Below are 23,452 nucleotides of genomic sequence, written 5' to 3'. Positions count from 1 at the left end.
AGCGCGAAGCCTTGGTAACTGCGGCGACGCGCCAAAAAAGTGTTAGCAACGACAAGGCTTTACCAATTCTTTATCGATTCCGGTGCGGACAGTCGGTCTTGGTGCAATGGCCGTATAGCGCAAGCGCGTGCTCGGCGATGTTGAAACCACGGTCCCGGGCAACGCTTTGCTGGCGCTTTTCGATTTCCTCGTCAAAGAACTCTTCGACCCGGCCGCAATCCAGACAGACCAGATGGTCATGGTGCGAGCCTTCGTTCAGTTCAAAAACGGCCTTGCCGGTCTCGAAATGATTACGGTGCAACAAGCCGGCTTGTTCGAACTGGGTCAGCACGCGGTAAACCGTTGCCAAACCGACATCCATGTTCTCTGTCAGCAAAATTTTGTACACATCTTCAGCACTGAGGTGCCTCACCGTGCTGTTCTGGAAAATATCGAGGATCTTGAGCCGCGGCAGGGTTGCTTTGAGGCCGCTTGCTTTCAACTCGTTAGGATTGCTTGGCATGTTGTTAGTCGGAATCGGGTTATCTGCTTTATCATATAGCGTTTCGGCCCAATTGCTCAATGAATTGAGACCTACTATGCGAATGTTGTTTGCTTTACCCGATCGTACACCAGCCTTAGGCAGTGCGTTGCTTTTGACGCTCGCCGCCTGCCTGGCCGGATGCGCATCCAAGAACCCCCTGATGGAAGAACCAGCAGCGCCCGTCGCAGCCCGCAAGCCTGTTGAAGCAACGCCACAGAAGGCAGAAACAAAGCCGGCAGAAGCCGCGCCCGCGGCAGCGAGCACCGCTCCAGTGGTCGCCCCTGCTCCTGCACCGGTGGCGACAACCGCAGCGTCCACCGTCGAAACTCCGATTTCCGGCGTGAAGACAACCGCCCCGACCGGCGCCCAGCGCTTTCTCGGCATTTTTTCGCCTTACCGGGTTGACGTTCAACAGGGCAATTTCGTTTCCCGCGAAATGGTGGCGCAGCTCAAAGAAGGCATGCAGCGCCCCGAAGGCGTTACACGCGAACAGGTCAGGTTCGTTCTCGGTACGCCGCTTCTGACCGACATTTTCCATGCCGACCGCTGGGATTATGTATTTCGCCTCAAGAAGCGTACCGGCGAAGTCCTCTCGAGCCGCGTCAGTGTTTTCTTCAAGGACAACCGCCTGGTCGAGATCGATGGTGGCATGTTGCCAACGGAAGAAGAGTATCTTGAATTCATCGCCGGCACCAAATCGGCCAAATAATCCAATTCAATCATGAGCCAACTTAAAATCGCCGTTGCAGGCGCGTCCGGCCGCATGGGCCGCATGCTGATTGAAACCATACAGAATGCGGACGATGCCATTCTTGCCGGTGCGCTCGATGTGCCATCGTCGCCCGGCATCGGGACCGACGCAGCCGCCTTCCTTGGCAAGCCGGCCAATGTGGCAATTCAGTCAGATCTCGAATCGGGCCTGGCAAATGCGGAATTCCTGATCGACTTTACCCGTCCGGAAGGCACGCTGAAGCACCTGGAATATTGCGCCGAACATGGCATCAAGCTCATCATCGGCACCACCGGCTTTGACGAAGCCGGGAAGGCAGCGATCGCGGCGGCCGCAGAAAAGACCGCCATCGTGTTCGCGCCCAACATGAGCGTCGGGGTCAATGTCACGCTCAAGTTGCTGCAAATGGCCGCCAAGAGTTTTTCCCACGGCTATGACATTGAAATCATTGAAGCGCATCACCGCCACAAGGTTGACGCACCGTCCGGCACGGCACTCAAGATGGGCGAAGTGATTGCCGAGTCGCTTGGCCGCAATCTCGACGATGTTGCCGTCTATGCACGAGAAGGCGTGACTGGCGAACGCGATCCTTCATCGATCGGGTTTGCGACCATCCGTGGCGGCGATATTGTCGGCGATCATACGGTACTGTTTGCCGGTACCGGCGAACGTATCGAAATCACGCACAAGTCATCGAGCCGCATGAGCTATGCGCATGGCAGCCTGCGTGCCGCACGCTTTTTGGCGGACAAGAAGACCGGCTTGTACGACATGCAGGCTGTGCTCGGGCTCTGACCAATCTTTAAATCATTCCCGCAGATGGACACCGGTACCCGAAAACGATCGGCATCGGTGCTCCCTGCGGTTGCCACCCTGCTGCTCCATGTCGCTCTGATCGGTGTCGTGGTAACCGGACTGGGCAACAAGTCCCAGCCCAAACCGGATACGCCGCCCAAACCGATCGAGGTAGCGCTGCTGCAGGCGCCAACACCACCAGCGCCGCTACCCGTGACGGCGGAGCCTGCGCCAACGGTATCGCCTGCACCACCGCCCTCCCCGCCACCAGAAAAACCGCCCGAAAAGCGACGCCCAGACCCCAAGCCCCGTGTCGAACGCAAACCGGCACCGAAACCTTTACCGCCGCCACGCGAAGTACCGCGTACGCAGGCACCGGATGTCACCTTCGATGCCAGGCCGACACCGTCCAGTTCCAGTGCCGTCACAACTCCGCCTGCCCCTCCGCCGCCGCCCGCTCCGGTCGCCGCCGCCACGCCAGTCGCCAGGACACCCGTGTCGATACCGGCGCGCTATGCCGCCAGCAACCGCAAGCCGGAATACCCGCGTATGTCACGGCAGATGGAGGAGGAAGGGACGGTGGTGCTCAGGGTCTTCGTCCAGGCCGACGGCAGTGCCGGCACGGTTGAGATCCGAACATCAAGCGGCTTTCCCCTGCTCGACCAGTCAGCCAGAAACGCGGTCCAGTCATGGCGCTTTGAACCGGCCACAAGCGACGGCAAGCCAGTCGGCGAATGGTTTCTGATCCCTATTCCGTTTAAACTCCAGAACTAGTTTGAAACTGACTTCAAACTGGCTTCAATTTCACACATACATAATTATCATGAACCAAACTCTCGGATTCGCGCACTACTGGGCTCAAGGCGACGCGGTCACGCATTCGGTAGCCTACCTGCTCCTGCTGATGTCGGTGATCAGCTGGTACTACATTTTTTCGAAGGCCTGGAGTTCATGGCGGATACGCAGGAGCGCCGGTGCGCTCGACGGCTTCTGGAAAGCGCCCACCCTGCCCGACGCGATTGCGATCGTGAAGAACGCCGACAGCGAAGACGTCTATGCGCCGCTCGCGGTGCAAAGCGCCGAGGCTGCGAATGTGACGGCCCAGGCCGGCTCGCTAAATGCGACCGTTGATCCCAGCGAACTGATCACGCGCACCTTGCGACAGGAGATCAACCGCGTCTCGGCCCGACTGGAAAGCGGCTTGACTCTGCTTGCATCGGTGGGCTCCACGGCGCCTTTTGTCGGTCTGTTCGGCACGGTGTGGGGCATCTACCATGCGCTGGTGGCGGTATCGACGGCCGGCACGGTACAGATCGACAAGGTGGCCGGACCGGTCGGCGAAGCGCTGATCATGACGGCGCTCGGGCTGGTCGTGGCGATCCCGGCTGTGCTTGCGTATAACGCCTTCACCCGCGTCAATCGTGTTACCCTCGCAGAACTTGATGCCTTCGCACATGACCTGCACGCCTACCTGACCACCGGCGCGCGCGTCGGCAAGTAACCGCTAGCGGAGCAAAACCCATGGCATTCGGCGGATTCAACGACGACAAAAAACAGGCTCCAATGGCCGACATCAACGTTACCCCGATGGTCGACGTGATGCTGGTGCTGTTGGTGATTTTCATTATTACGGCGCCGCTGTTCACGCATTCAATCAAGCTGGATTTGCCGAATGCGCAGTCGACCGCCGCCCCGGAAAAGCCCGAAACGATTTCCCTATCCATCGACGGTGAAGGAAAGATTTTCTGGAACAACGACCCGATCGAGCAACAGGAACTCGGCAACCGGCTCGCTGTCGCAGCAAAGAAGCAGCCGCAACCGGAATTGCAGCTGCGCGCCGACAAATCCACCCGGTACGAAATCATCGCGCAAGTCATGTCCACGGCTCAGACCAACGGCATGACCAAGATGGGTTTCGTCACCGACTCCAAAGAGAAACCTTAGCCAGATGCCAGCCGTACAGCTCGATGGTCGCACACTTACCGATTGGGCGGGCTTTCACCAGACCTGCAAGCAAGCCCTCGGATTTCCCGCTTTTTACGGCGGCAACATGGATGCCTGGATTGATTGTCTGAGCGGATTGCGTGACGACGACGGCATGTCGGCGTTCCGCCTTGCGCCGGATGAAATGCTGCAGATCCAGGTGTTGCACTCCGATGTCTTACGCCGGGAGGCCCCGGAAATCCTCTCGGCGCTCGAGGAATGTGCCGCCGAAGTCAACCAGCTATACCTCGAAAACGGTAAAAAACCGGCGGTCGGCCTCGTTCTGCGCTGAATTGTTGCCTGTTTTGCCCTGATTTCACGGCGAAATTCCTGACATCCCCAACGGCAATAGCCCCCGGCGAGCAAGTATAATGACGGGTTCAATTCCACTTTCAGCTTCATCCGTCATGCAAGAAAAATATCTCCCCGGCGACGTCGAAAAAGCGGCGCAAGACCACTGGAAGGCGATCGACGCCTACAAGACTGTCGAACACGCGAAGGACAAGAACGGCCAGGACAAGAAGAAATTCTACGCCTGCTCGATGCTTCCCTACCCGTCCGGCAAGCTGCACATGGGTCATGTGCGCAACTACACCATCAATGACGTGATGTACCGCTATCTGCGGATGAACGGCTACAACGTGCTGATGCCGATGGGCTGGGACGCCTTCGGCATGCCCGCCGAAAATGCGGCGATGGCCAACGGCGTGCCGCCTGCGCAGTGGACGTACTCGAACATCGAGTACATGAAGCAGCAGATGCAATCGATGGGCCTTGCGATCGACTGGTCGCGCGAGATGACTGCCTGCAAGCCGGACTACTACAAGTGGAACCAGTGGATGTTCCTCAAGATGCTCGAAAAGGGCATCATCTACAAGAAGACCGGTACCGTGAACTGGGACCCGATCGATCAGACCGTGCTCGCCAATGAGCAGGTAATCGACGGCCGTGGCTGGCGTTCGGGTGCGCTGATCGAGAAGCGCGAAATTCCGATGTACTACGCAAAGATCACGTCCTACGCGGAAGAACTGCTCGATTTTGTCGACAACAAGTTGCCCGGCTGGCCGGAACGCGTGCGCATCATGCAGTCCAACTGGATCGGCAAATCGACCGGTGTGCGCTTCGCCTTCCCGCATGACATCAAGGATGCCGAAGGCAAGGCCATCAACGACGGCAAGATGTGGGTTTTCACCACCCGCGCCGATACCATCATGGGCGTGACCTTCTGCGCCGTCGCACCGGAACATGCGCTGGCTACACACGCTGCACAGAATAATCCGGCACTCGCCGACTTCATCGCCGAATGCAAAAAAGGCAGTGTCATCGAAGCCGACATGGCGACGATGGAAAAGAAAGGCATGCCCACCGGCCTGTTCGTCACCCACCCGCTGACCGGTGACAAGGTCGAAGTCTGGGTCGGCAACTACGTGCTGATCACCTACGGCGATGGCGCGGTGATGGGTGTCCCCGCGCATGATGAACGTGATTTTGCGTTTGCGAAGAAGTACAACCTGCCGATCAAGCAGGTGGTCGCTGTTGAAGGCAAGACCTACTCCACCGACGCCTGGGAAGAATGGTATGCGGACAAGGAGCATGGGGTCTGCATCCACTCCGGCAAGTACGACGGCCTCAATTACTCCGCTGCTGTCGACGCCGTTGCAACCGATCTCGCGGCCAAGGGCATCGGCGAGAAAAAGATTACCTATCGCCTGCGTGACTGGGGCATTTCACGCCAGCGCTACTGGGGCACGCCGATCCCGATCATCCATTGCAGCAGCTGTGGCGACGTACCGGTGCCGGAAAAGGACTTGCCGGTCGTGCTGCCGGAAGACTGCGTGCCGGATGGCAGCGGCAACCCGCTCAACAAGCATGAGCAGTTCCTGCACGTCGATTGCCCGAAGTGCGGCAAGCCGGCGCGTCGCGAAACCGACACCATGGACACCTTCGTGGACTCGTCGTGGTACTACATGCGCTATTGCTCGCCGGGCAGCAACGACGCGATGGTCGACGCACGCAACGATTACTGGATGCCGATGGACCAGTACATCGGCGGCATCGAGCACGCGGTGCTGCACCTGTTGTACGCACGCTTCTGGACCAAGGTGATGCGCGACTTCGGCCTGATCAAGTTCGACGAGCCTTTCGTCAACCTGCTCACCCAAGGCATGGTGCTCAACGAAACCTATTACCGCGAAGACGCCAGCGGCAAGAAGACCTGGTTCAATCCGGCCGATGTCGAACTCAGCTTTGACGACAAGGGCCGCCCGGTGTCGGCGCTGCTCAAGTCCGACGGCAAGCCGGTCGAACTCGGCGGCACCGAAAAGATGTCGAAGTCCAAGAACAACGGCATCGACCCGCAGGCACAGATCGACCAGTACGGCGCCGATACCGCCCGCCTGTTCACCATGTTCGCATCGCCACCGGAACAGACTCTCGAATGGTCGGGTGCCGGCGTAGAAGGCGCCAATCGCTTCCTGCGCCGCGTCTGGGCATTTGCTCACGCGCAGGCAGGACGCATTGCGGATGCGGGTACAGGCACTGTTGACTTCAGCACGCTGCCGGAAACGCACAAGACCTTGCGCCGCGAGATCCACAAGATCCTGCAGCAGGCAGACCATGACTTCAAGCGTATCCAGTACAACACCGTGGTGTCGGCTTGCATGAAGATGCTCAACACGCTGGAAGCCGCCAAGCTCGATGATTCCGCTGCCTCCAACGCGGTGATCGCCGAAGGTTTCTCGATTTTCCTGCGCGTTCTGTACCCGGTCGCGCCACACGTGACGCATGTGCTGTGGCAGGAACTCGGCCTGGCCAAGGCCCATGGCGACATGCTTGATGCGCCATGGCCACAGGTCGATGCCGGTGCCCTGGAACAGGCCGAAATCGAACTCATGGTGCAGGTCAACGGCAAGCTGCGCGGCAGCGTGAAGGTACCGAAGGAAGCCGACAAGGCAGCCATCGAAGCTGCAGCACTGGCCAATGAGAACGTGAAGAAGTTTGTCGAAGGTGCGCCAAAGAAAGTCATCATCGTGCCCGGCAAACTGGTCAACATCGTCGCCTGACAACGGGAGAGTCCATGAATCGACGCGCCGCACTGCTCCTCGCTCTGGCCGCCGCCACGACATTGTCGGCGTGCGGGTTCCAGTTGCGTGGATCCGATGGCAAGTCCAGCCTGCCGTTCAGGAGCGTATACATCGGCGTGCCGGAAACATCGCCGCTGGGTGTCGAACTCAAGCGCTACGTTCGCGCAAGCGGCAACACGGAAATCGCGACCAACCCAAGCCAGGCCGATGCGATCATCGACGTGCTTGGCGAATCCCGGGAAAAGGCGACGCTGTCCTTGAATACGCAGGGGCGCATCCGCGAGTACTCGCTGTATTACCGGATGCGTTTTCGGGTGAAGGATCGCACCGACAAGGAATTGCTGCCGCCAACCGAAATCGTGCTCAAGCGCGACATCAGCTTCAATGAATCGCAAGTGATCGCGAAGGAAAAGGAAGAAGACCTGCTCTATCGCGACATGCAATCGGATGCCGTGCAGCAGATTCTGCGCCGGATGGCAGCGCTGAAGCCGGCCTGACTGGCACCATACGCAACACACGCAATATACGCACCATACGGGACAAGCAATGCAACTACGGCTCGACGCACTCGATACGCATCTGGCGAAATCGCTTGCGCCACTGTATGTGATCACGAGCGATGAGCACCTGCTCGCGCTGGAAGCAGCCGACAAGATCCGCAAGACGGCACGCGCGCAGGGTTATTCCGAACGTGAAGTGCTGGTCGTCGAGCGCAGCTTCAAGTGGGGTGCCCTGCTTGCGGCCAATCAGTCGCAATCGCTGTTCGGCGACCGCAAGCTGATCGAATTGCGCATCCCCACCGGCAAGCCCGGCAAGGATGGCGGCCAGGCACTGCAGGAATACGTTGGCGCACTCAGCCCGGACAACGTCACGCTGATCACCCTGCCGAAGCTGGACTGGCAGACACAAAAGGCCGCCTGGGTAGGTGCGCTGCAGCAAGCCGGCGTGTATATCGATATCCCGCTGGTCGAACGCGCGCAACTGCCCAACTGGATCGGCATGCGCCTTGCTGCCCAGAAGCAAAGCGCTGACCGGCAAAGCATTGATTTCATCGCCGATCGGGTTGAAGGCAACCTGCTCGCCGCGCATCAGGAATTGCAGAAGCTGGCTCTGCTGCATCCGGAAGGCAAGCTGAGTTTTGAACAGGTGCACGACGCGGTACTGAATGTCGCCCGCTACGACGTATTCAAGCTGAATGAAGCGATGCTGTCTGGCGATGTGGCCCGCCTGGTGCGCATGATCGAGGGTTTGAAAGGCGAAGGCGAAGCGCTACCGCTGGTGCTGTGGGCGATGGCCGAGGAAATCCGAACTTTGCTCAAGGTAAAGGCGGGTGCGGCGCAGGGAAAATCGGTTGGCATGCTGCTGAAGGAATACCGGATCTGGGGTCCACGCGAGAAGCTGATGGAACCGGCACTGCGCAGGCTGAAGCTGTCGACGCTGGAAGCAGCGCTGCAAGAAGCGGCGCAAATCGATAAGATGGTTAAGGGTTTGAGGGCAAAAGCGTTTGCTGGTGATGCGTGGGATGCGTTGCTGCAGCTGGGGTTGAAGGTGGCGCGGGGGTAGGTGTTGTATGGATCGGCACATCGAATCGGGCACTGCATTCGCCAACTAAAGAACAGACCCCTTCCCCCTCGTAGGGGGAAAGTTGGGATGGAGGTGTGGAGGTTGAACACAAGACTGCGACAGCTCGACCGCACTACCCCCATCCCAGCCTTCCCCCTGCAAGGGGGAAGGGGCAGGCCAGCGTAGCGCTAATCACCCTGATTCCAGCCTAACCATAGTCCTGCACACAAACAAGAATTCTGCATTTACAAGAGCCAACAACATGGACATCAAGCATTACATGAACGAAGTCGGCCAGCGCGCCCGCAAGGCGTCGCGTGCCATGGCCAAGGCCGACACCGGCGCCAAGAACAAGGCGCTGTCGCTGATCGCCACAGCCATCCGCGCGCAGGCGGACGACCTGCGCGCGGCCAACCAGAAAGACCTGGAAGCCGCCCGCGCCAATGGCCTCGCTCCCGCATTGCTTGATCGCCTGACCTTGTCGGACAAGGCCATCGCCACCATGGCTGAAGGCCTGGAACAGATCGTCGCCCTGCCCGATCCGATTGGCGAAATCTCCAACATGAAATACCGTCCGACCGGCATCCAGGTCGGCCAGATGCGCGTGCCGCTGGGCGTCATCGGCATCATCTATGAAGCTCGTCCCAACGTCACCGTCGATGCCGCGGGCCTCTGCATCAAGAGCGGCAACGCCACCATCCTGCGCGGCGGCTCGGAAGCGATTCATTGCAATCAGGCATTGGCCAAGCTAGTCAAGGCCGGACTCGCCGGCGCCGGCTTGCCTGAAGACGCGGTCCAGATCGTCGAAACCACCGATCGTGCCGCGGTCGGCGAACTGATCACGATGCCGCAGTACGTCGATGTCATCGTGCCACGCGGCGGCAAGGGCCTGATCGAGCGCCTGATGAAAGAATCCAAGGTGCCGATGATCAAGCACCTCGACGGCATCTGCCATGTCTATATCGATGACAAGGCGGACATCGACAAGGCACTGAAGGTCGCGTTCAACGCAAAATGCCAGCGCTATTCGCCCTGCAACACCATGGAAACCTTGCTGGTAGCACGCAGCATTGCACCGCAGGTATTGCCCAAGCTCGCCGAATTGTATGGCAGCAAGGAGGTGGAACTGCGTACTGACGAAGAAGCCGGCAAGCTCCTTGTCGGCTATCCGAAACTGGTGGCCGCGACCGACGAAGACTGGCGCACCGAATACCTCGCCGCGATCCTGTCGGTAAAGATCGTTGCCAACGTTGACGAGGCGATCGACCACATCAATACCTACTCGTCGCAGCACACCGACTCCATCATCACCGAAGACTATACCAACGGCATGCGCTTCCTGCGCGAGGTCGATTCGGCTTCCGTGATGATCAATGCCTCCACCCGTTTTGCCGACGGTTTTGAATACGGTCTCGGCGCCGAAATCGGGATCTCCAACGACAAGCTGCATGCACGCGGCCCAGTCGGCCTTGAGGGACTGACATCGCTGAAGTACGTGGTGTTTGGCCACGGCGAAATCCGGGAGTAAGCATGCTCTGGGTAAAATCGCTGCACATCGTCTTTGTCGCGTCCTGGTTTGCCGGCCTGTTTTACCTGCCGCGCATCTTCGTGAACCTGGCGATGGAAACCGATGCGACAGCCACTACGCGACTACTGACGATGGCGCGCAAGCTCTATCGCTTCATGTCGATACTGGGAATTTTCGCCTTGCTATTCGGCCTCTGGCTGTGGCTGGGATACGGCATCGGCAAGGGTCCCGGCAACGGCTGGCTGCATGCAAAGCTGGCGATCGTGGTGCTGCTGATCGGCTATCACCATGCCTGCGGTTCGCTGCTGAAGAAATTCGAAAACGGCCGTAATGTGCGCGCTCATACCTGGTACCGCTGGTTCAACGAAGTTCCCGTGCTCGGCTTGCTGCTTGTCACTATCCTGGTCGTGGTCAAACCTTTTTGATCCGGTCGGGACTAATACCAATCTTGACCCATAACGTGACAAATGACATCGATGGATTTTTTTGACTGGCAAGGCGCAGGAGGAGTCAATAGCAGGCTATTGACGACGAGTGCAACGCGGCCAGGCGGAAAAAGGCGCGATGTCATGTCACGTTATGGGTTGGGATTGGTATAACCACTTTGTGAGGAGGATGGGATGGCAAAGGTCTGTGAATATTATCTGGCGCCGCAATCGCCGTGGACCTACCTGGGTCATGAGCGGTTTGTCGCACTTGCGAAACAGTACGGCGTACAGGTGGACATCAGGCCGTTCGATCTCGGCAAGGTCTTCAATGTGTCGGGCGGCTTGCCGCTTGCCAAGCGCGCACCGCAACGCCAGGCGTATCGCCTGGTCGAACTCAAGCGCTGGAGCGAACATCTTCAGATGCCGATGACCCTGCAGCCGAAGTTTTTCCCGGTACCGGGCGATCCGGCAGCGAAGCTCATTATCGCGACCCGTTTTGCGCATGGTACTGACGCCGCATTGACGATCGCCGGTGCGATCATGCGCGCAGTGTGGGCGGAAGAGCGCAACATCGGCGACATGGATACGCTGGCCGCAATTGCGCTGGAGTGCGGACACGATGGCAAGGCCTTGCTGAAGTCGTCGGAGACGGCGAGTGTGCAGACCGAGTATGACCGGTACACGGAAGAGGCGATTGCCGCCAACGTATTTGGATCGCCGTGGTATGTCGTGGATGGCGAAGGGTACTGGGGTCAGGACAGGCTGGATTTTGTGGAGCGGGCGTTTCAGAAGCATTAAGTTGTTGCTGCGTTGTTGATGCGCTGTTGCTGGGCTATTCACAAACGCAATTGCAATTATTGATTAACTACGGATAAAGGGTTCCCCATGGCATATTCTTATTTTTGTCCCTGTCCGCGCGGGCTTGAAGCCGCGCTGGCAGAGGAAATCGGCGAAATCGCCCAACACAGCAAAACGCTGAAAGTCCACAACCAGGTGCCGGGTGGCGTGCACTGCTCGGGTTCGCTGTCGGACAGTTACCGCATCAACCTGCATTCGCGCATTGCGTCGCGCGTGCTGCTGCGCATGGCGCAGGCTGGTTATACGAACGAAAATGATATCTACGACTTGACCCTGGCCCAGCCCTGGGAAGAGTGGTTCGACGTCGACCACACCATCCGCGTTGACCTCACCGCGATCAAGTCGCCGCTGAAAAGCCTGGAATTCACAACGCTCAAGATCAAGGACGCGGTATGCGACCGTTTCCGCGACCTGTACCAGAAGCGTCCTTCGGTCAACACCCGTACGCCGGACATGCGTATTGTCGGTTTCCTCGACGCGCACAGCTATACCGTCTACCTCGACACCTCGGGCGAAGCGCTATTCAAGCGCGGCTGGCGCCAGGAAACCGGAGATGCGCCCTTGCGCGAAAACCTCGCGGCCGGCTTGCTGCGCGTATCCGGCTGGACACCCGGCACCGTGCTGTTCGACCCGATGTGCGGCTCCGGCACCATCCTGATCGAAGCGGCGCAAATCCTGGCAGGCATTCCGCCGGGTTCGCGCCGCAACTTCGGCTTTGAAAAATTCCTTGGCTTCAAGGCTGCCGAATGGCAGTCCATCAAGGACGAAGTCAAGCCGAATCCCCTGCCGCGCACGCCGACGCTGTTTGGCAGCGATATCTCCGGCGACATGATCGTCATGGCGCGCAATAACCTGCAGAGCGCCGGCATCCAGTTCGATGTACCGCTCAAGCAGATCGAGGCGCAGGAAGTCAAACCGCCAAGCGGCATTCCCGGCATCATCCTGACCAATCCACCGTACGGCGAACGTATCGGTGTGCGCGGCGACAGCACCCAACCGCCCGATGAAATGGCGACCGCGTTCTACAGTTCCTTCAGCACGACGCTCAAGCAGCGTTTCCCCGGCTGGAAGGTGTTCCTGTTCACCGCCGACCTGGGCTTGCCCAAACTGCTGCGCCTCAAGGAATCGCGCAAGACGCCATTCTTCAACGGCGCGCTGGAATGCCGACTGTTCCGCTTCGACATGGTGGCCGGGTTCAACCGCCGCGAAGAAGCCAAGCCAAAAACTTCCTGACAAACCCTCCTGACACAATGCTGTCAGGAGCCCTCCCGCATGATGCGTCCTGTGCCGACCGGCATTCAACCGTTCAACGGTCCAACAACAAGGAGCGCATCATGCAAACAAAAATCAACTGGTTTGAAATCCCGTCCATCGACTTCCAGCGCGCAGTCGGCTTCTATGAAACCATCTTCGATACCAAGCTGAAGGTCGAAGATATGGGCAGTCTGCCGATGGGCATCTTCAGTGACGAGAACGGCGAAAGCGTGGGCTGTGTGGCACATGGCGAATACCTGGTGCCGCATACCGACGGCGCCGTGCTGTATCTCGATGCGACGCCCGGCCTGGACGCCGTGCTCGGCCGGGTGGAAGCCGCTGGCGGACGCATCCTGATGGGCAAGATGGCTTTGCCAAAGGAACTTGGCTTCATTGCCCACCTGGTGGATACGGAAGGCAATCGCATCGCGCTGCACGCAGCGCATTAGAGCCAATTACTTTTAATGGATTGCTGGACGCATGCCACTGCCTTTGCCAAAATGCACGCATGTCAGCGATATTTCTCATCGAACCCGATTTCCCGGACTCTCTCGTCCGGGAAATGCGTGCACTAATTGCTTAAAGGCTGAGCATGCGCCGAGCCGACCGCCTTTTTCAGATCGCACAATATCTGCGCGCCCGAAAGCTGACCACGGCAAGGCAACTGGCCGACTGGCTGGCGGTCTCCGAGCGCACTGTCTACCGCGACATTCGTGATCTTTCCTTGTCCGGCGTTCCCGTGGAAGGTGAAGCGGGCGTCGGTTACCGGATCAAGGCAGGATTCGACCTTCAGCCGCTGATGTTTTCGCCCGATGAGATCGACGCTCTTGTGATCGGCATGCGCATGGTGCAAGCATGGGGAGGCCCCCAGCTTGCCGCATCGGCGGTGGCCGCCTTGTCCAAGGTTACGCTTGCCCTTCCACGCGAAAAACGCGATTTTGTCGAAGCCACGGCGATGTATGCCCCCACCTTCCATCTAGATCCGCAACACGGTCAGCGCCTGGAAACGATCCGACAAGCGATCAGTAAGCATTGCAAACTGCAACTGGAATATGCAGATGCGGGTTCGACTGTGTCGGATCGCATCGTCTGGCCACTGGGCTTGTATTTTTTTGGTGGCACCTGGCTGATCGCCGCATGGTGCGAACTGCGCAGCGATTTCCGGTCCTTCCGGCTGGATCGGGTGCAGTCGCTGGAAACGCTCGACACCTATCCCAGCCATGAAGGCCGACGCCTTGCAGACTTTGTGCGCGCGGTGCAGCGCAGCGCCGGCAACAGGCCCGCATCTGCAGGCAATCAGGCAAGCCGCTAAGCTTTGGGTTATTCTACTTTTTTCAGAATAAGACAGGAGACACCCCATGCTGCAACAGGTCAAGGGCTTGCCCAAACTGAACGACGGCGCCCTGCTGCGCAATCAGGCTTACTTGAACGGAAACTGGGTTGGCGCGTCGGCGACCTTTGATGTCACCAACCCGGCCGATGGCGTCACGATCGCATCGGTACCCAACATGGGTGCGGACGAAGCGAAGACTGCCATCGACGCGGCGCAGGCAGCCTTCCCTGGCTGGTCTGCAAAAACCGCGAAAGAACGTGCTGGCGTCTTGCGTAAATGGTTCGACCTGATGATCGCGCATGTCGATGACCTCGGCGCCCTGATGACCGCCGAACAAGGCAAGCCGCTGGCCGAAGCCAAGGGCGAGGTCGCCTATGGCGCCAGTTTCGTGGAATGGTTTGCGGAAGAAGCGAAACGGGTATCCGGCGATGTGATGGCATCGACCTGGAGCGACAAGCGCATGGTGGTGCTGAAGCAACCGATCGGTGTCTGCGCGGCGATCACGCCCTGGAATTTCCCGATTGCGATGATCACCCGCAAGGTTGCGCCCGCCATTGCAGCCGGCTGCACCATTGTCATCAAGCCGGCCGAACAGACCCCACTGTCAGCGCTGGCACTGGCCGAACTGGCGCACCGCGCCGGCATACCGCCCGGTGTCATCAACATCATCACTGCCGATTCGCAGCGCTCGATTGAAGTCGGCAAGGTCCTGTGCGACAGTCCCATCGTACGCCACCTTTCCTTTACCGGATCGACGCCGGTCGGACGCATTCTGATGCAGCAAAGTGCGCCGACCGTCAAGAAGCTGGCGCTCGAACTTGGCGGCCATGCACCCTTCATCGTTTTCGACGATGCGGATATCGATGCCGCCGTCGAAGGCGCGCTCGCCTCCAAGTACCGTAATGCCGGCCAGACCTGTGTCTGCACCAACCGCTTTTATGTCCATGAAGCAGTCTATGACGCCTTCGTTGCGAAACTTGCGGCCGGCGCTGCAGGCATCAAGGTCGGCAACGGTTTTGAACAAGGCGTCGCACAAGGCCCGCTGATCGATGATCAGGCTATCGCCAAGGTCGAGGAGCATGTCGCCGATGCGCTGGCCAAAGGTGCAAACGTGATCACTGGCGGCAAGCTGCATGCGCTGGGCGGACACTTCTATGAACCGACGGTGCTGGGCAACGTTACCGCCGACATGAAGATCATGCGCGAGGAAACCTTCGGTCCGGTTGCGGCGGTAGCGAAGTTCAAGACCGAGGAAGAAGCGATTGCCGCGGCCAACGACACGGACTTCGGCCTTGCCAGCTATTTCTATTCACGCGACATTGGCCGCGTCTGGCGCGTTGCCGAGAAGCTGGAATACGGTATGGTCGGCATCAATACCGGCCTGATTTCCAATGAAGTCGCACCATTTGGCGGCGTCAAGCAGTCGGGCCTGGGACGCGAAGGCTCAAGTTACGGCATCGACGAATACCTGGAAATGAAATACCTCTGCATGGGTGGTATCTGATCGAACCAAGCTGAACCTGGTTTGCCCAGATCCGGCCTACGGGTCGGCGCCCTGCCCTGGGCTTTTCGGCACCATCATTTCTTCGTGGAAATTTTGAACACATATTGCTATAGTTCCCATTCGGATGGAATAGCACCGTGTCAGAACTTGATCCACGCTCGTTGATCTTTGTTGCCGGACTGCTCGGCCTGCTGTGCTCGGCTATTCTCTTCATGCTGCGGCGCAGTTTCCCGCCGACCATTGGCGGCCTCGCTTACTGGAGCTGGGGCCTGACCGGCATGGTGGTCGCCAGCGGCCTGTTCGGCCTGACCGGCGTCATCCCGCAATTCTTCTCCGTGATCGTCGCCAATGCCATGCTGGTGTGCGGCATCATGTGTTTCTACACCGGCTTCCGGCATTTTGCCGGCCTGCGCGCGCATGGCCGGCTGCTTGGTGCCGTTCTCTTCTTCGTGACGGCCTACGTCGCGTGGTTCACCTACGTAAGCGATCACTATCCGACGCGCTCACTGCTGGTCACGGCAACCAACACCATCTTGTTCTTTGCCTGCGCCGTTCTCGTTTATCGAACGACAGAATCAACCCTTGCCGGACGCTTTACCTGCCTGATCTTCACTGCCATCGGCACCATCTCGGCAGTACGCGTTTCGACCCTGTTGCTGCAAATCGATGTACCGACCGATGTACTTAGCGCGACCATGACACAGAAGATCTATCTGGCTTCTCTCGCGTTTTCGGTGCTTGCCATCACCTTGGGCGCCATGCTGATGGCCAATGAGCGCTTGCGCACTGCACTGGAGTTCATCGCCTCGCACGACCAGTTAACCGAAGCGTATTCGCGCAGGGCCTTCATCGGTCTGCTGACCAAGGAAATGGCACGTAGCCAACGTCATGACAGGCCACTCGCACTGCTCATGTGCGACCTCGATAACTTCAAGTCCATCAACGACCGCTTCGGTCATTTGGTTGGTGACCGCGTGATTATCAACTTTGTTGAACGCAGCAAGGGCCTTCTGCGTGACATCGATTCGCTTGGCCGCTACGGGGGCGAGGAATTTATCGTCCTGTTACCCGAGACCTCGCTGCAAGATGCAAAAGCGATTGCAGAACGCATCTGCTTCCATATCTCCGAAGTGACCGTGAGCGAACTACCACGCTATACGGTGAGCATCGGCGTCGCTGTTGCGCAGGGAGCCGGTATGGCGGTCGATGCGCTGCTGATGGAAGCTGACCGTGCGTTGTATTGTGCGAAGGAGAATGGCCGGAATCAGGTGCATCTGGCGGAGAGCTTGGTGAAGGTGGCGTAGGCTTGCCGAGCGAATAGATCAGGTCTTCTACGAATCCCCCTAGTTGTTTCGCTTCGGAAAGCCGTCTTTCCGAATTTCATTGGCACAAGACTAAAACATTCACTAACCATCGCGTTTTAGAAAAAGCATCGATAACGTTTTCCAGCACACTTCCCATTCCGTCGGTTTTGCCAGCCGCCCCCAAACCCGCGTAAAATGCTGGTTCCGCGGGTGTAGCTCAATGGTAGAGCAGAAGCTTCCCAAGCTTACGACGAGGGTTCGATTCCCTTCACCCGCTCCAGAATGCCGGCACCGAATGGTGCCTTTTTTATTTGCCTAGCTCTTAGTTCCTATCATCTAGCATGTCCGACAATCACTCTGATGACGCCGTACCGCGGCAGATGCTGTACGACCCGACCGAACATCGCATTCGCAGTTTTGTAACGCGTGCCGGCCGGCTTTCGACCGCGCAGGCCCGGGCGATCGATACGCTGGGTCCGCAGTTCTGCATTCCTTATGTCAAGGCACCTTTCGATTTCAATCAGGCCTTTGGCCGCACCGCGCCATTGATTCTTGAGATTGGTTTCGGCATGGGCGATACGACCGCGAAGATCGCCGCTGGCATGCCGGACAAGAACTTTGTCGGGGTGGAAGTACACACACCCGGCGTTGGCAGTCTGCTCAAACTGATCGGCGAACAGAATCTGAACAACCTTCGCATCCTGCAACACGATGCGGTGGAAGTCGTTACGCACATGATTGCACCGGATTCCCTCGCAGGCGTGCATGTGTTCTTTCCTGACCCATGGCACAAGGCGCGCCACAACAAGCGACGCCTGATACAGGGACCGTTTGTGGAATTGCTGGCGTCACGCCTCGCACCGGGAGGTTACCTGCATTGCGCAACCGACTGGCAGGAATATGCGGAACAGATGCTGCAGGTATTGAGCGATGAACCAAGCCTGCAAAATACCGCTGACGACTATGCGCCGCGCCCCGACTACCGGCCGGTGACGAAGTTTGAAAACCGTGGCCTCAAGCTGGGGCACGGTGTGTGGGACCTGGTGTTTGTAAAAAAGTAAGTTCCGCATATCGACGGGGACAATATCTGACCATTCCCGCGAATTGATATTGCTACCCAAAAGAAAAGGGACGATCCTGTAAAGATCGTCCCTTTTTGCTTCAATAACATTTCGTCAATGTTTCATCTCGTGTTGTAACTGCTTTTTAACGAAACGGTATGAAAGTGCACACAGCGACTAAGTAAGCATCAGCACTTACTTTACTTGCGTACCTTTGCAATCTCGCCCTGCAATTCCTTGATCAGGTCCGCACCGCCTTCGGACGCAAACTTGTCGAATGCCGGTTTGGCTTTCTCACGCATGCGGCCCAGTTCAGTATCGCTGACCACAGTCACCTGCATGCCCTTCTGCTTCAGGAAATCGACAGCCTTGGTAGCGGCTTCGCGGCTGTCCTTTCGCTCGAAATCGCGTGATGCAGCGGCGGATTCCTGAATCACTTTTTTCTCGTCGGCAGACAAACCATCCCACCACTTTTTGCTCACGAGGACAATCCATGGGCTATAGACGTGCTTGGTGAGCGACAGGTATTTCTGCACTTCGTAGAACTTGCTCGACTGGATGGTGTTGACCGGATTTTCCTGGCCATCGACCGTCTTGGTCTCGAGGGCGGTGAACAACTCGGAGAATGGCAGCGGTACCGCATTGGCACCAAAGCTGTTGAACATGTCGATGTAGACAGGGTTTTGCATCACGCGCAGCTTGATGCCCTGGAGGTCTTCCAGCTTTGCGACCGGGTGCTTGGTATTGGTCAGGTTACGGAATCCGTTTTCCCAGTATACGAGGCCGACCAGTCCCTTGTCCTGCAGCTTGCCAATGAGCTTCTGGCCAAACGGTCCATCGAGTACCGCATCGGCTTCCTTCTCGTTATTGAACAGGAAAGGCAAGTCGTAGACACCAAAGTCTTTGACGATACCGACCAGCGTCGCTGTTGATCCCACCATCATTTCCTGTGCGCCGCCGATCAGTGCATTCTGCATTTGCGTATCGCTGCCGAGGCTGGCATTGGCAAAGCCTTTTGCCTTCATCTTGCCGCCGGTGCGCTTGGCGAGATCATCGGCAAAAAATTTCACCGCGCGTCCCTGGTTGCTGTCCTCGGCCAGTCCATAGCCGAAGCGGATGATACGTGGTTTGTAATCGGCTGCCTGCACGCTGGCTGACAATCCGGCCAGCGCCAGCGCGATGGCCAATGCATTGACGATTTTTTTCATGATGTCTCCTTTGGTTGATTTGATCGGTGTTAGCGGAACCAGGTCATCGGCAGTGTGATGATCCCGGGAAAAACGGTGAACAGTCCCAGCAACAGCGTATAAGCCAACAAGAATGGCCAGACACCGCGTGTGGCGCTTTCCATAGAAATTTTGGCGACACCGCAGACCACATTCAGCACGGTGCATACCGGCGGCGTAATCAATCCGATGGTGCCGACCAGCACAAACATCACGCCGAAATAAGTCGGATCGATGCCGGCCTTGACAGCGACCGGCATCATGACGGGTGCCATCACAAGAATGGTTGGCGTCAAGTCCATCACAATGCCGACCGCCAGCAACAGCAGCATCATTGCGCCCATCAGCAATCGCGGATCGTTCATCAATGGCGCCAGCATGTCGATGACCTGTGCCGGCAGGTCGGCCAATGTCACCATGTAGGAAGATACCAGTGCCCCTGCGCACAGGAACAGAACAATGCTGGTGGTGCGCGACGCTTCGATCAGGAGCTTGATCAGTGTTTGGAAGTTCACTTCACGATAGACGAATACGCTGACTAGCAGTGAATACACGGCAGCGACTACCGCTGCTTCGGTTGGAGTAAAAATGCCGCCGCGCAGGCCACCGATGATAATTACCGGCAGCAGCAACGCCCACAGGCCATCGATCAGCGCATGCTTGCGCTGCGCCCAGCTTGCTTTGGGCTGCGCGACCACAGTCATGCGTCGCGTCATTGCCATCCAGACGCCGACCAGCACGACGCCCATCAGCACACCGGGAACGATGCCCGCGAGGAATAAAGCACTGATCGAGGTATTGGTCGCAACGCCGAAAATAATGAATGACATCGACGGTGGAATGATGGGGGCAATGATGCCACCCGACGCGATCAGGCCGGCACTTTCGGGCACAGGGTATCCATTGTCACGCATCATCGGAATCAGCAGCGTCGCCAGTGCCGCCGTATCGGCAATCGCCGAGCCGGAAAGGCTGGCAAGCAATACGGCTGCGGCAATCGCGACATAGCCAAGCCCACCACGGATGTGGCCGACAAAACTGACCGCGAGATTGATGATGCGACGTGAAATGCCGCCCGCGTTCATCAGTTCGCCGGCGAGAATGAAGAAAGGCACTGCCATCAGCGGGAAGTTGTCCGCACCGGAAAGCATATTTTGCGCAACCAGCTGGGCATCGAAAAAATCCAGATGGAACATCAGCACGACGCCCGTCAGCAGCAACGCGAAAGCGATCGGCATGCCCAGCGCCATCAGCACGGTCAGCGATGCCAGGAAAATACCCATCGTCATTCTATTACTCCTTGCGGCTGGCCTGCAGGCATTTGCGGCGCATCGTTTTCAGTTGGGGTGGGGTTTCCCGGAATGACCGCACGCGGATCGTTGCGGACAATGCGCCAGAGGTTGGCAGCAACGATCAGCATCATCGTTCCTGCGCACAGCAGGCCTGAGCCCGCCATCAATGCGGTCGGATAACCCAGTACCGTGGAATACGTCGTCATGCCGATTTCTGTCTGTGTCCAGCTGCCGCTAAAGAAGAGCCAGAGACCATACAAGACCAGCAGGTGGCTAATGACGGCACATACACGCCGCAGCTTCGGCGGTAGCTTTGCCTGCACCATCTCCACGCCCAGATGCGCATGGTGACGCAGGGCCAGGACCGCGCCAAGGAAGATCAGCCACACGAACATCAGGCGCGCAATCTCTTCAGCCCATGCAATACCGGAGCCGAAGCCATAACGTAAGACCACATTGCCGAAGACCAGCACCACCATGATCGTCAATGCCAGGGCCATCAGGTATTCGGCAAACCGTTCCGCACGCGGTAAAAGATATTTCATGTCTTGTCCTTCGTGTCTTCGAAATCAAAGTGCGCCAGCACGCTATCGACTAGTTCGTCCGGCGGCAAGCGGATATCGGCCCGCATGCCAGCCTCGTCCGCTTGCAATGGCTCCAGATCGCGAAACTGGCTATCGAGCAGAGTCACTGGCATGAAATGACCGGCCCTTGCCTGCATGCGTTGTGCGATCAGTTCACGAGTGCCATCGAGATGCACGAAGTACAAGTCCGGATCGCCGCCACGGAGCAGGTCGCGGTAACGACGTTTGAGCGCGGAACAGGACAGCACGAGGCCGGAATCGCGGTCCGCCGCTTCGCGGATTTGCTGTTGCAGGATGAGGAGCCATCCTTGGCGGTCATGGTCGTCAAGCGGCTGACCCGCCGCCATCTTGGCAATATTGGCTTGCGGATGATGCTCGTCGCCCTCGACATGGGTAAAGCCAAGACGCTCGCCGAGCAGACGCCCTATTTCGCTTTTGCCGCAGCCGCTGACGCCCATCACGATCCAGCGCTTGGGCGGCTTGCTACGGTGGTTGTTTGTTGGTTCCGACATGCGAGACAGGCGCCCGGGAAAGTTAAAGAGTTGTGCAGACCTTGGTTTTGCGCTACTGTTAGCGCTAACAGTAAGCCGGATTTTAATGCGCGATCGCAGTTTGTAAAGGAATTTCGATGCGGCAGTGCAGCAAATAACAGTCTAATTATTTCGGTCGACAAACTCTTCTGCACCGGGCATGGTTTGCCAAGTCTTTTGACGACGCGGCATGCCTTGCGAGCATAGGTTGATTACGGTAAAAAGCTTTTTTATGGCAACTCGAAAACCTCGTCCCACTCAAACCGGCCGCGTCACCCTGAGCGAGATCGCCGAACGCGTCGGCACTAGTTCGATCACCGTCTCGCGCGTACTCAATGCACCGCACCTGGTGTCGGCAGAGCTGCGCACTCAGATCGAAAGCGTGATCGCTGAACTGGGCTATATGCCCAACCGCGCCGCGCGCGCATTGGCGCGTGCCCGCTCGGAAAGCGTTGCGGTACTCATCCCTTCCCTGTCCAATACCGTGTTCACACAGCTATTGGAGGGCGTACGCGACGTTCTACATACGGCGGGTTACCGGACACTGATTGGAGACACCCGCTACTCACCGGACGAAGAAGAAAGCCTGCTGCGCGCGTATCTCGAACATTCGCCGGACGGCATCCTGATAACCGGCTTCGACCAGACCAGCGCGACGCGGGAGCTGCTCAAACGCAGTCGTATTCCCGTCGTGCACATGATGGAATTGACCGATACCGATGCTTATTCGGTCGGATTGGAACAATTCGATGCGGGACGCACCATCACCAGACACCTGCTGGAACGTGGTTACCGTCGGATCGGCTTTCTGGGTGCGCAGCTTGACCCGCGCGTGATGGAACGCCTTGCCGGATATCGTGCGGCGTTGCACGGCGCTGGACTCAATTATCCAATCGGCGAACTGCTCGACCCGACGCCTTCGTCAATCGGCCTCGGCGCTAACCTGCTCGGCCGCTTGCTCGATCAGGCACCGCAGACCGACGCGCTGTTTTGTTGCAACGACGACCTTGCGCTGGGCGTGCTTTTCGAATGCCAGCGGCGCGGCATTCCGGTTCCACAAAAGCTGGCTGTAGCCGGATTTAACGACCTTGCAGCCGCAGCCTGGGTGCATCCCACACTGACGACGATCGCGACGCCACGCTACGACATCGGCCATACGGCGGCGAGCATGCTGCTGCAGCTGATGAACGGTGAGAAACCCTCGCCGGAAAAGAAAGACCTGGGGTTTTCGCTGGTGGTGAGAGAAAGCACTTGATGTGTGGTTCGTCCGTGTTTGAAGTTTGATCATACGGTCAACATAACTGTGGCGGCTGAATCGTTTGCTTATCGATGCCCTGTACGATCGCTAGCTGGCGGGGTAAGCAGCATGAGATGCGCTGACAAACTCAAGCAACGAAAAGCATAGCCCTGTCTCGCGCATCATCCGTGTCCATGGAGATTTTCTAGCGTCCACCTGAAGTGGAAGTGGCGAAGTGCTTGTGCCCGGACGAAATGTTGATGTATTGTTAACATATCTGTTTGACAATACTTTCCATGCCTCCTCCGCCTGCCCGCTCATCCGCCCCTGTTTCCCCCGACTTCGTGCTGCGCGAACTCCTCGACAAGTACCACCGGGCCAGCGATTCCGTTAAGGCCCAGATCCACCACCGCATCGGCCACTACACCCACCAGGTTTCCGACGCCTATGACGACCTGGCCAGGCGCGTCGCCGCCCTGCCCGGCATCCACCATGGCGCCTGCGTGCGCTCCGCCTTTGCCGCCAGCACCCCGCGCGCCGCTGACATGATCCGCGAAGCGCTGCCGGCATTTGATGCCTCCACGCTCGCCCAGGCTGCATTGCGCAGCATGCAGGCGATTGCCGAGGAAGTGGCGA

General features: G+C 58.2%; 25 protein-coding genes and 1 tRNA gene. 21 read left to right on the top strand and 5 right to left on the bottom strand.

Features of this window, described 5'->3' with window-relative positions; genetic code table 11:
* Nucleotides 1-70: 70 nt before the first annotated feature.
* Nucleotides 71-502, bottom strand: a complete 432-nt coding sequence (fur, locus tag ACFQUU_RS18725; RefSeq protein ID WP_057291903.1) for a ferric iron uptake transcriptional regulator — start codon at nt 500-502, stop codon at nt 71-73.
* Nucleotides 503-683: 181 nt separating this feature from the next.
* On the opposite strand from fur, the gene ACFQUU_RS18720 reads away from it, so the two are divergent.
* The 19 genes from ACFQUU_RS18720 to trmB all read left to right on the top strand — a co-directional run bounded on the left by ACFQUU_RS18720 (nt 684) and on the right by trmB (nt 17,947).
* The gene (locus tag ACFQUU_RS18720; RefSeq protein WP_382249642.1) at nt 684-1,232 is read left to right on the top strand and encodes an outer membrane protein assembly factor BamE; all 549 of its coding nucleotides are present in this window, start codon (nt 684-686) and stop codon (nt 1,230-1,232) included.
* 12 nt (nt 1,233-1,244) lie between these two features.
* Nucleotides 1,245-2,048, top strand: a complete 804-nt coding sequence (gene dapB, locus ACFQUU_RS18715) for a 4-hydroxy-tetrahydrodipicolinate reductase (RefSeq protein ID WP_382249641.1) — start codon at nt 1,245-1,247, stop codon at nt 2,046-2,048.
* A 24-nt stretch (nt 2,049-2,072) separates the two neighbouring features.
* The gene (locus ACFQUU_RS18710) at nt 2,073-2,822 is read left to right on the top strand and encodes an energy transducer TonB (protein ID WP_382249640.1); all 750 of its coding nucleotides are present in this window, start codon (nt 2,073-2,075) and stop codon (nt 2,820-2,822) included.
* Between the two features lie 49 nt (nt 2,823-2,871).
* Nucleotides 2,872-3,549 carry a MotA/TolQ/ExbB proton channel family protein gene (locus ACFQUU_RS18705; RefSeq protein WP_382249639.1) on the top strand — a complete coding sequence of 226 codons (678 nt, stop codon included), beginning with the start codon at nt 2,872-2,874 and terminating at the stop codon, nt 3,547-3,549.
* A gap of 20 nt (nt 3,550-3,569) precedes the next feature.
* Nucleotides 3,570-3,992, top strand: a complete 423-nt coding sequence (locus ACFQUU_RS18700) for a biopolymer transporter ExbD (RefSeq protein ID WP_057291908.1) — start codon at nt 3,570-3,572, stop codon at nt 3,990-3,992.
* Between the two features lie 4 nt (nt 3,993-3,996).
* On the top strand, nt 3,997-4,323 hold the full coding sequence (locus ACFQUU_RS18695; RefSeq protein ID WP_382249638.1) for a barstar family protein: 327 nt from the start codon (nt 3,997-3,999) through the stop codon (nt 4,321-4,323).
* 115 nt (nt 4,324-4,438) lie between these two features.
* Nucleotides 4,439-7,093 (top strand): leucine--tRNA ligase, encoded by a 2,655-nt coding sequence (gene leuS, locus ACFQUU_RS18690; RefSeq protein ID WP_382249755.1) that lies wholly within the window; start codon nt 4,439-4,441, stop codon nt 7,091-7,093.
* A 14-nt stretch (nt 7,094-7,107) separates the two neighbouring features.
* The gene (gene lptE / locus ACFQUU_RS18685) at nt 7,108-7,611 is read left to right on the top strand and encodes an LPS assembly lipoprotein LptE (protein ID WP_382249637.1); all 504 of its coding nucleotides are present in this window, start codon (nt 7,108-7,110) and stop codon (nt 7,609-7,611) included.
* A 49-nt stretch (nt 7,612-7,660) separates the two neighbouring features.
* The gene (gene holA, locus ACFQUU_RS18680; RefSeq protein ID WP_382249636.1) at nt 7,661-8,677 is read left to right on the top strand and encodes a DNA polymerase III subunit delta; all 1,017 of its coding nucleotides are present in this window, start codon (nt 7,661-7,663) and stop codon (nt 8,675-8,677) included.
* 262 nt (nt 8,678-8,939) lie between these two features.
* Nucleotides 8,940-10,205: a glutamate-5-semialdehyde dehydrogenase gene (locus ACFQUU_RS18675; protein ID WP_382249635.1), complete on the top strand. Its 1,266-nt coding sequence runs from the start codon at nt 8,940-8,942 to the stop codon at nt 10,203-10,205.
* Nucleotides 10,206-10,207: 2 nt separating this feature from the next.
* Nucleotides 10,208-10,630, top strand: coding sequence for a CopD family protein (locus tag ACFQUU_RS18670; protein WP_382249634.1), 423 nt, complete (start codon nt 10,208-10,210; stop codon nt 10,628-10,630).
* Between the two features lie 195 nt (nt 10,631-10,825).
* Entirely contained in the window at nt 10,826-11,431 is a 606-nt protein-coding gene (locus ACFQUU_RS18665; protein WP_382249633.1) for a 2-hydroxychromene-2-carboxylate isomerase, read from the top strand.
* Between the two features lie 87 nt (nt 11,432-11,518).
* Nucleotides 11,519-12,724 (top strand): class I SAM-dependent RNA methyltransferase, encoded by a 1,206-nt coding sequence (locus ACFQUU_RS18660; RefSeq protein ID WP_382249632.1) that lies wholly within the window; start codon nt 11,519-11,521, stop codon nt 12,722-12,724.
* A 101-nt stretch (nt 12,725-12,825) separates the two neighbouring features.
* A complete protein-coding gene (locus ACFQUU_RS18655) occupies nt 12,826-13,194 on the top strand; it encodes a VOC family protein (protein WP_382249631.1) in 369 nt (122 codons plus the stop codon).
* Between the two features lie 143 nt (nt 13,195-13,337).
* The gene (locus ACFQUU_RS18650; RefSeq protein ID WP_382249630.1) at nt 13,338-14,057 is read left to right on the top strand and encodes a helix-turn-helix transcriptional regulator; all 720 of its coding nucleotides are present in this window, start codon (nt 13,338-13,340) and stop codon (nt 14,055-14,057) included.
* 46 nt (nt 14,058-14,103) lie between these two features.
* Nucleotides 14,104-15,582: an NAD-dependent succinate-semialdehyde dehydrogenase gene (locus ACFQUU_RS18645; RefSeq protein WP_382249629.1), complete on the top strand. Its 1,479-nt coding sequence runs from the start codon at nt 14,104-14,106 to the stop codon at nt 15,580-15,582.
* Nucleotides 15,583-15,719: 137 nt separating this feature from the next.
* Nucleotides 15,720-16,886, top strand: coding sequence for a diguanylate cyclase (locus ACFQUU_RS18640; protein WP_382249628.1), 1,167 nt, complete (start codon nt 15,720-15,722; stop codon nt 16,884-16,886).
* A 206-nt stretch (nt 16,887-17,092) separates the two neighbouring features.
* Nucleotides 17,093-17,166: transfer RNA gene (locus tag ACFQUU_RS18635), tRNA-Gly, on the top strand.
* 61 nt (nt 17,167-17,227) lie between these two features.
* Nucleotides 17,228-17,947: a tRNA (guanosine(46)-N7)-methyltransferase TrmB gene (trmB, locus tag ACFQUU_RS18630; protein ID WP_382249627.1), complete on the top strand. Its 720-nt coding sequence runs from the start codon at nt 17,228-17,230 to the stop codon at nt 17,945-17,947.
* Between the two features lie 200 nt (nt 17,948-18,147).
* On the opposite strand, the gene ACFQUU_RS18625 is transcribed toward trmB, so the two are convergent.
* Genes ACFQUU_RS18625 through ACFQUU_RS18610 form a run of 4 tightly spaced genes read right to left on the bottom strand, consistent with a single transcriptional unit; the run spans nt 18,148 to nt 21,561 of the window.
* Nucleotides 18,148-19,155 (bottom strand): TRAP transporter substrate-binding protein, encoded by a 1,008-nt coding sequence (locus ACFQUU_RS18625; protein ID WP_382249626.1) that lies wholly within the window; start codon nt 19,153-19,155, stop codon nt 18,148-18,150.
* 29 nt (nt 19,156-19,184) lie between these two features.
* Entirely contained in the window at nt 19,185-20,462 is a 1,278-nt protein-coding gene (locus ACFQUU_RS18620) for a TRAP transporter large permease subunit (RefSeq protein WP_382249625.1), read from the bottom strand.
* The gene (locus ACFQUU_RS18615) at nt 20,459-21,010 is read right to left on the bottom strand and encodes a TRAP transporter small permease (protein ID WP_382249624.1); all 552 of its coding nucleotides are present in this window, start codon (nt 21,008-21,010) and stop codon (nt 20,459-20,461) included. The genes ACFQUU_RS18620 and ACFQUU_RS18615 overlap by 4 nt, the downstream gene beginning before the upstream one ends.
* Nucleotides 21,007-21,561 carry a gluconokinase gene (locus tag ACFQUU_RS18610; RefSeq protein ID WP_382249623.1) on the bottom strand — a complete coding sequence of 185 codons (555 nt, stop codon included), beginning with the start codon at nt 21,559-21,561 and terminating at the stop codon, nt 21,007-21,009. The genes ACFQUU_RS18615 and ACFQUU_RS18610 overlap by 4 nt, the downstream gene beginning before the upstream one ends.
* Nucleotides 21,562-21,811: 250 nt before the next feature.
* On the opposite strand from ACFQUU_RS18610, the gene ACFQUU_RS18605 reads away from it, so the two are divergent.
* Nucleotides 21,812-22,834, top strand: coding sequence for a LacI family DNA-binding transcriptional regulator (locus tag ACFQUU_RS18605; RefSeq protein WP_382249622.1), 1,023 nt, complete (start codon nt 21,812-21,814; stop codon nt 22,832-22,834).
* A 326-nt stretch (nt 22,835-23,160) separates the two neighbouring features.
* A partial coding sequence (locus ACFQUU_RS18600; RefSeq protein WP_382249621.1) for a hypothetical protein occupies nt 23,161-23,452 on the top strand: 292 nt, incomplete at its 3' end.

The organism is Herbaspirillum sp. GCM10030257 (genome assembly GCF_042666555.1).
Classification (GTDB): domain Bacteria; phylum Pseudomonadota; class Gammaproteobacteria; order Burkholderiales; family Burkholderiaceae_D; genus Noviherbaspirillum.
This window is presented reverse-complemented; position numbering and strand designations above follow the sequence as displayed.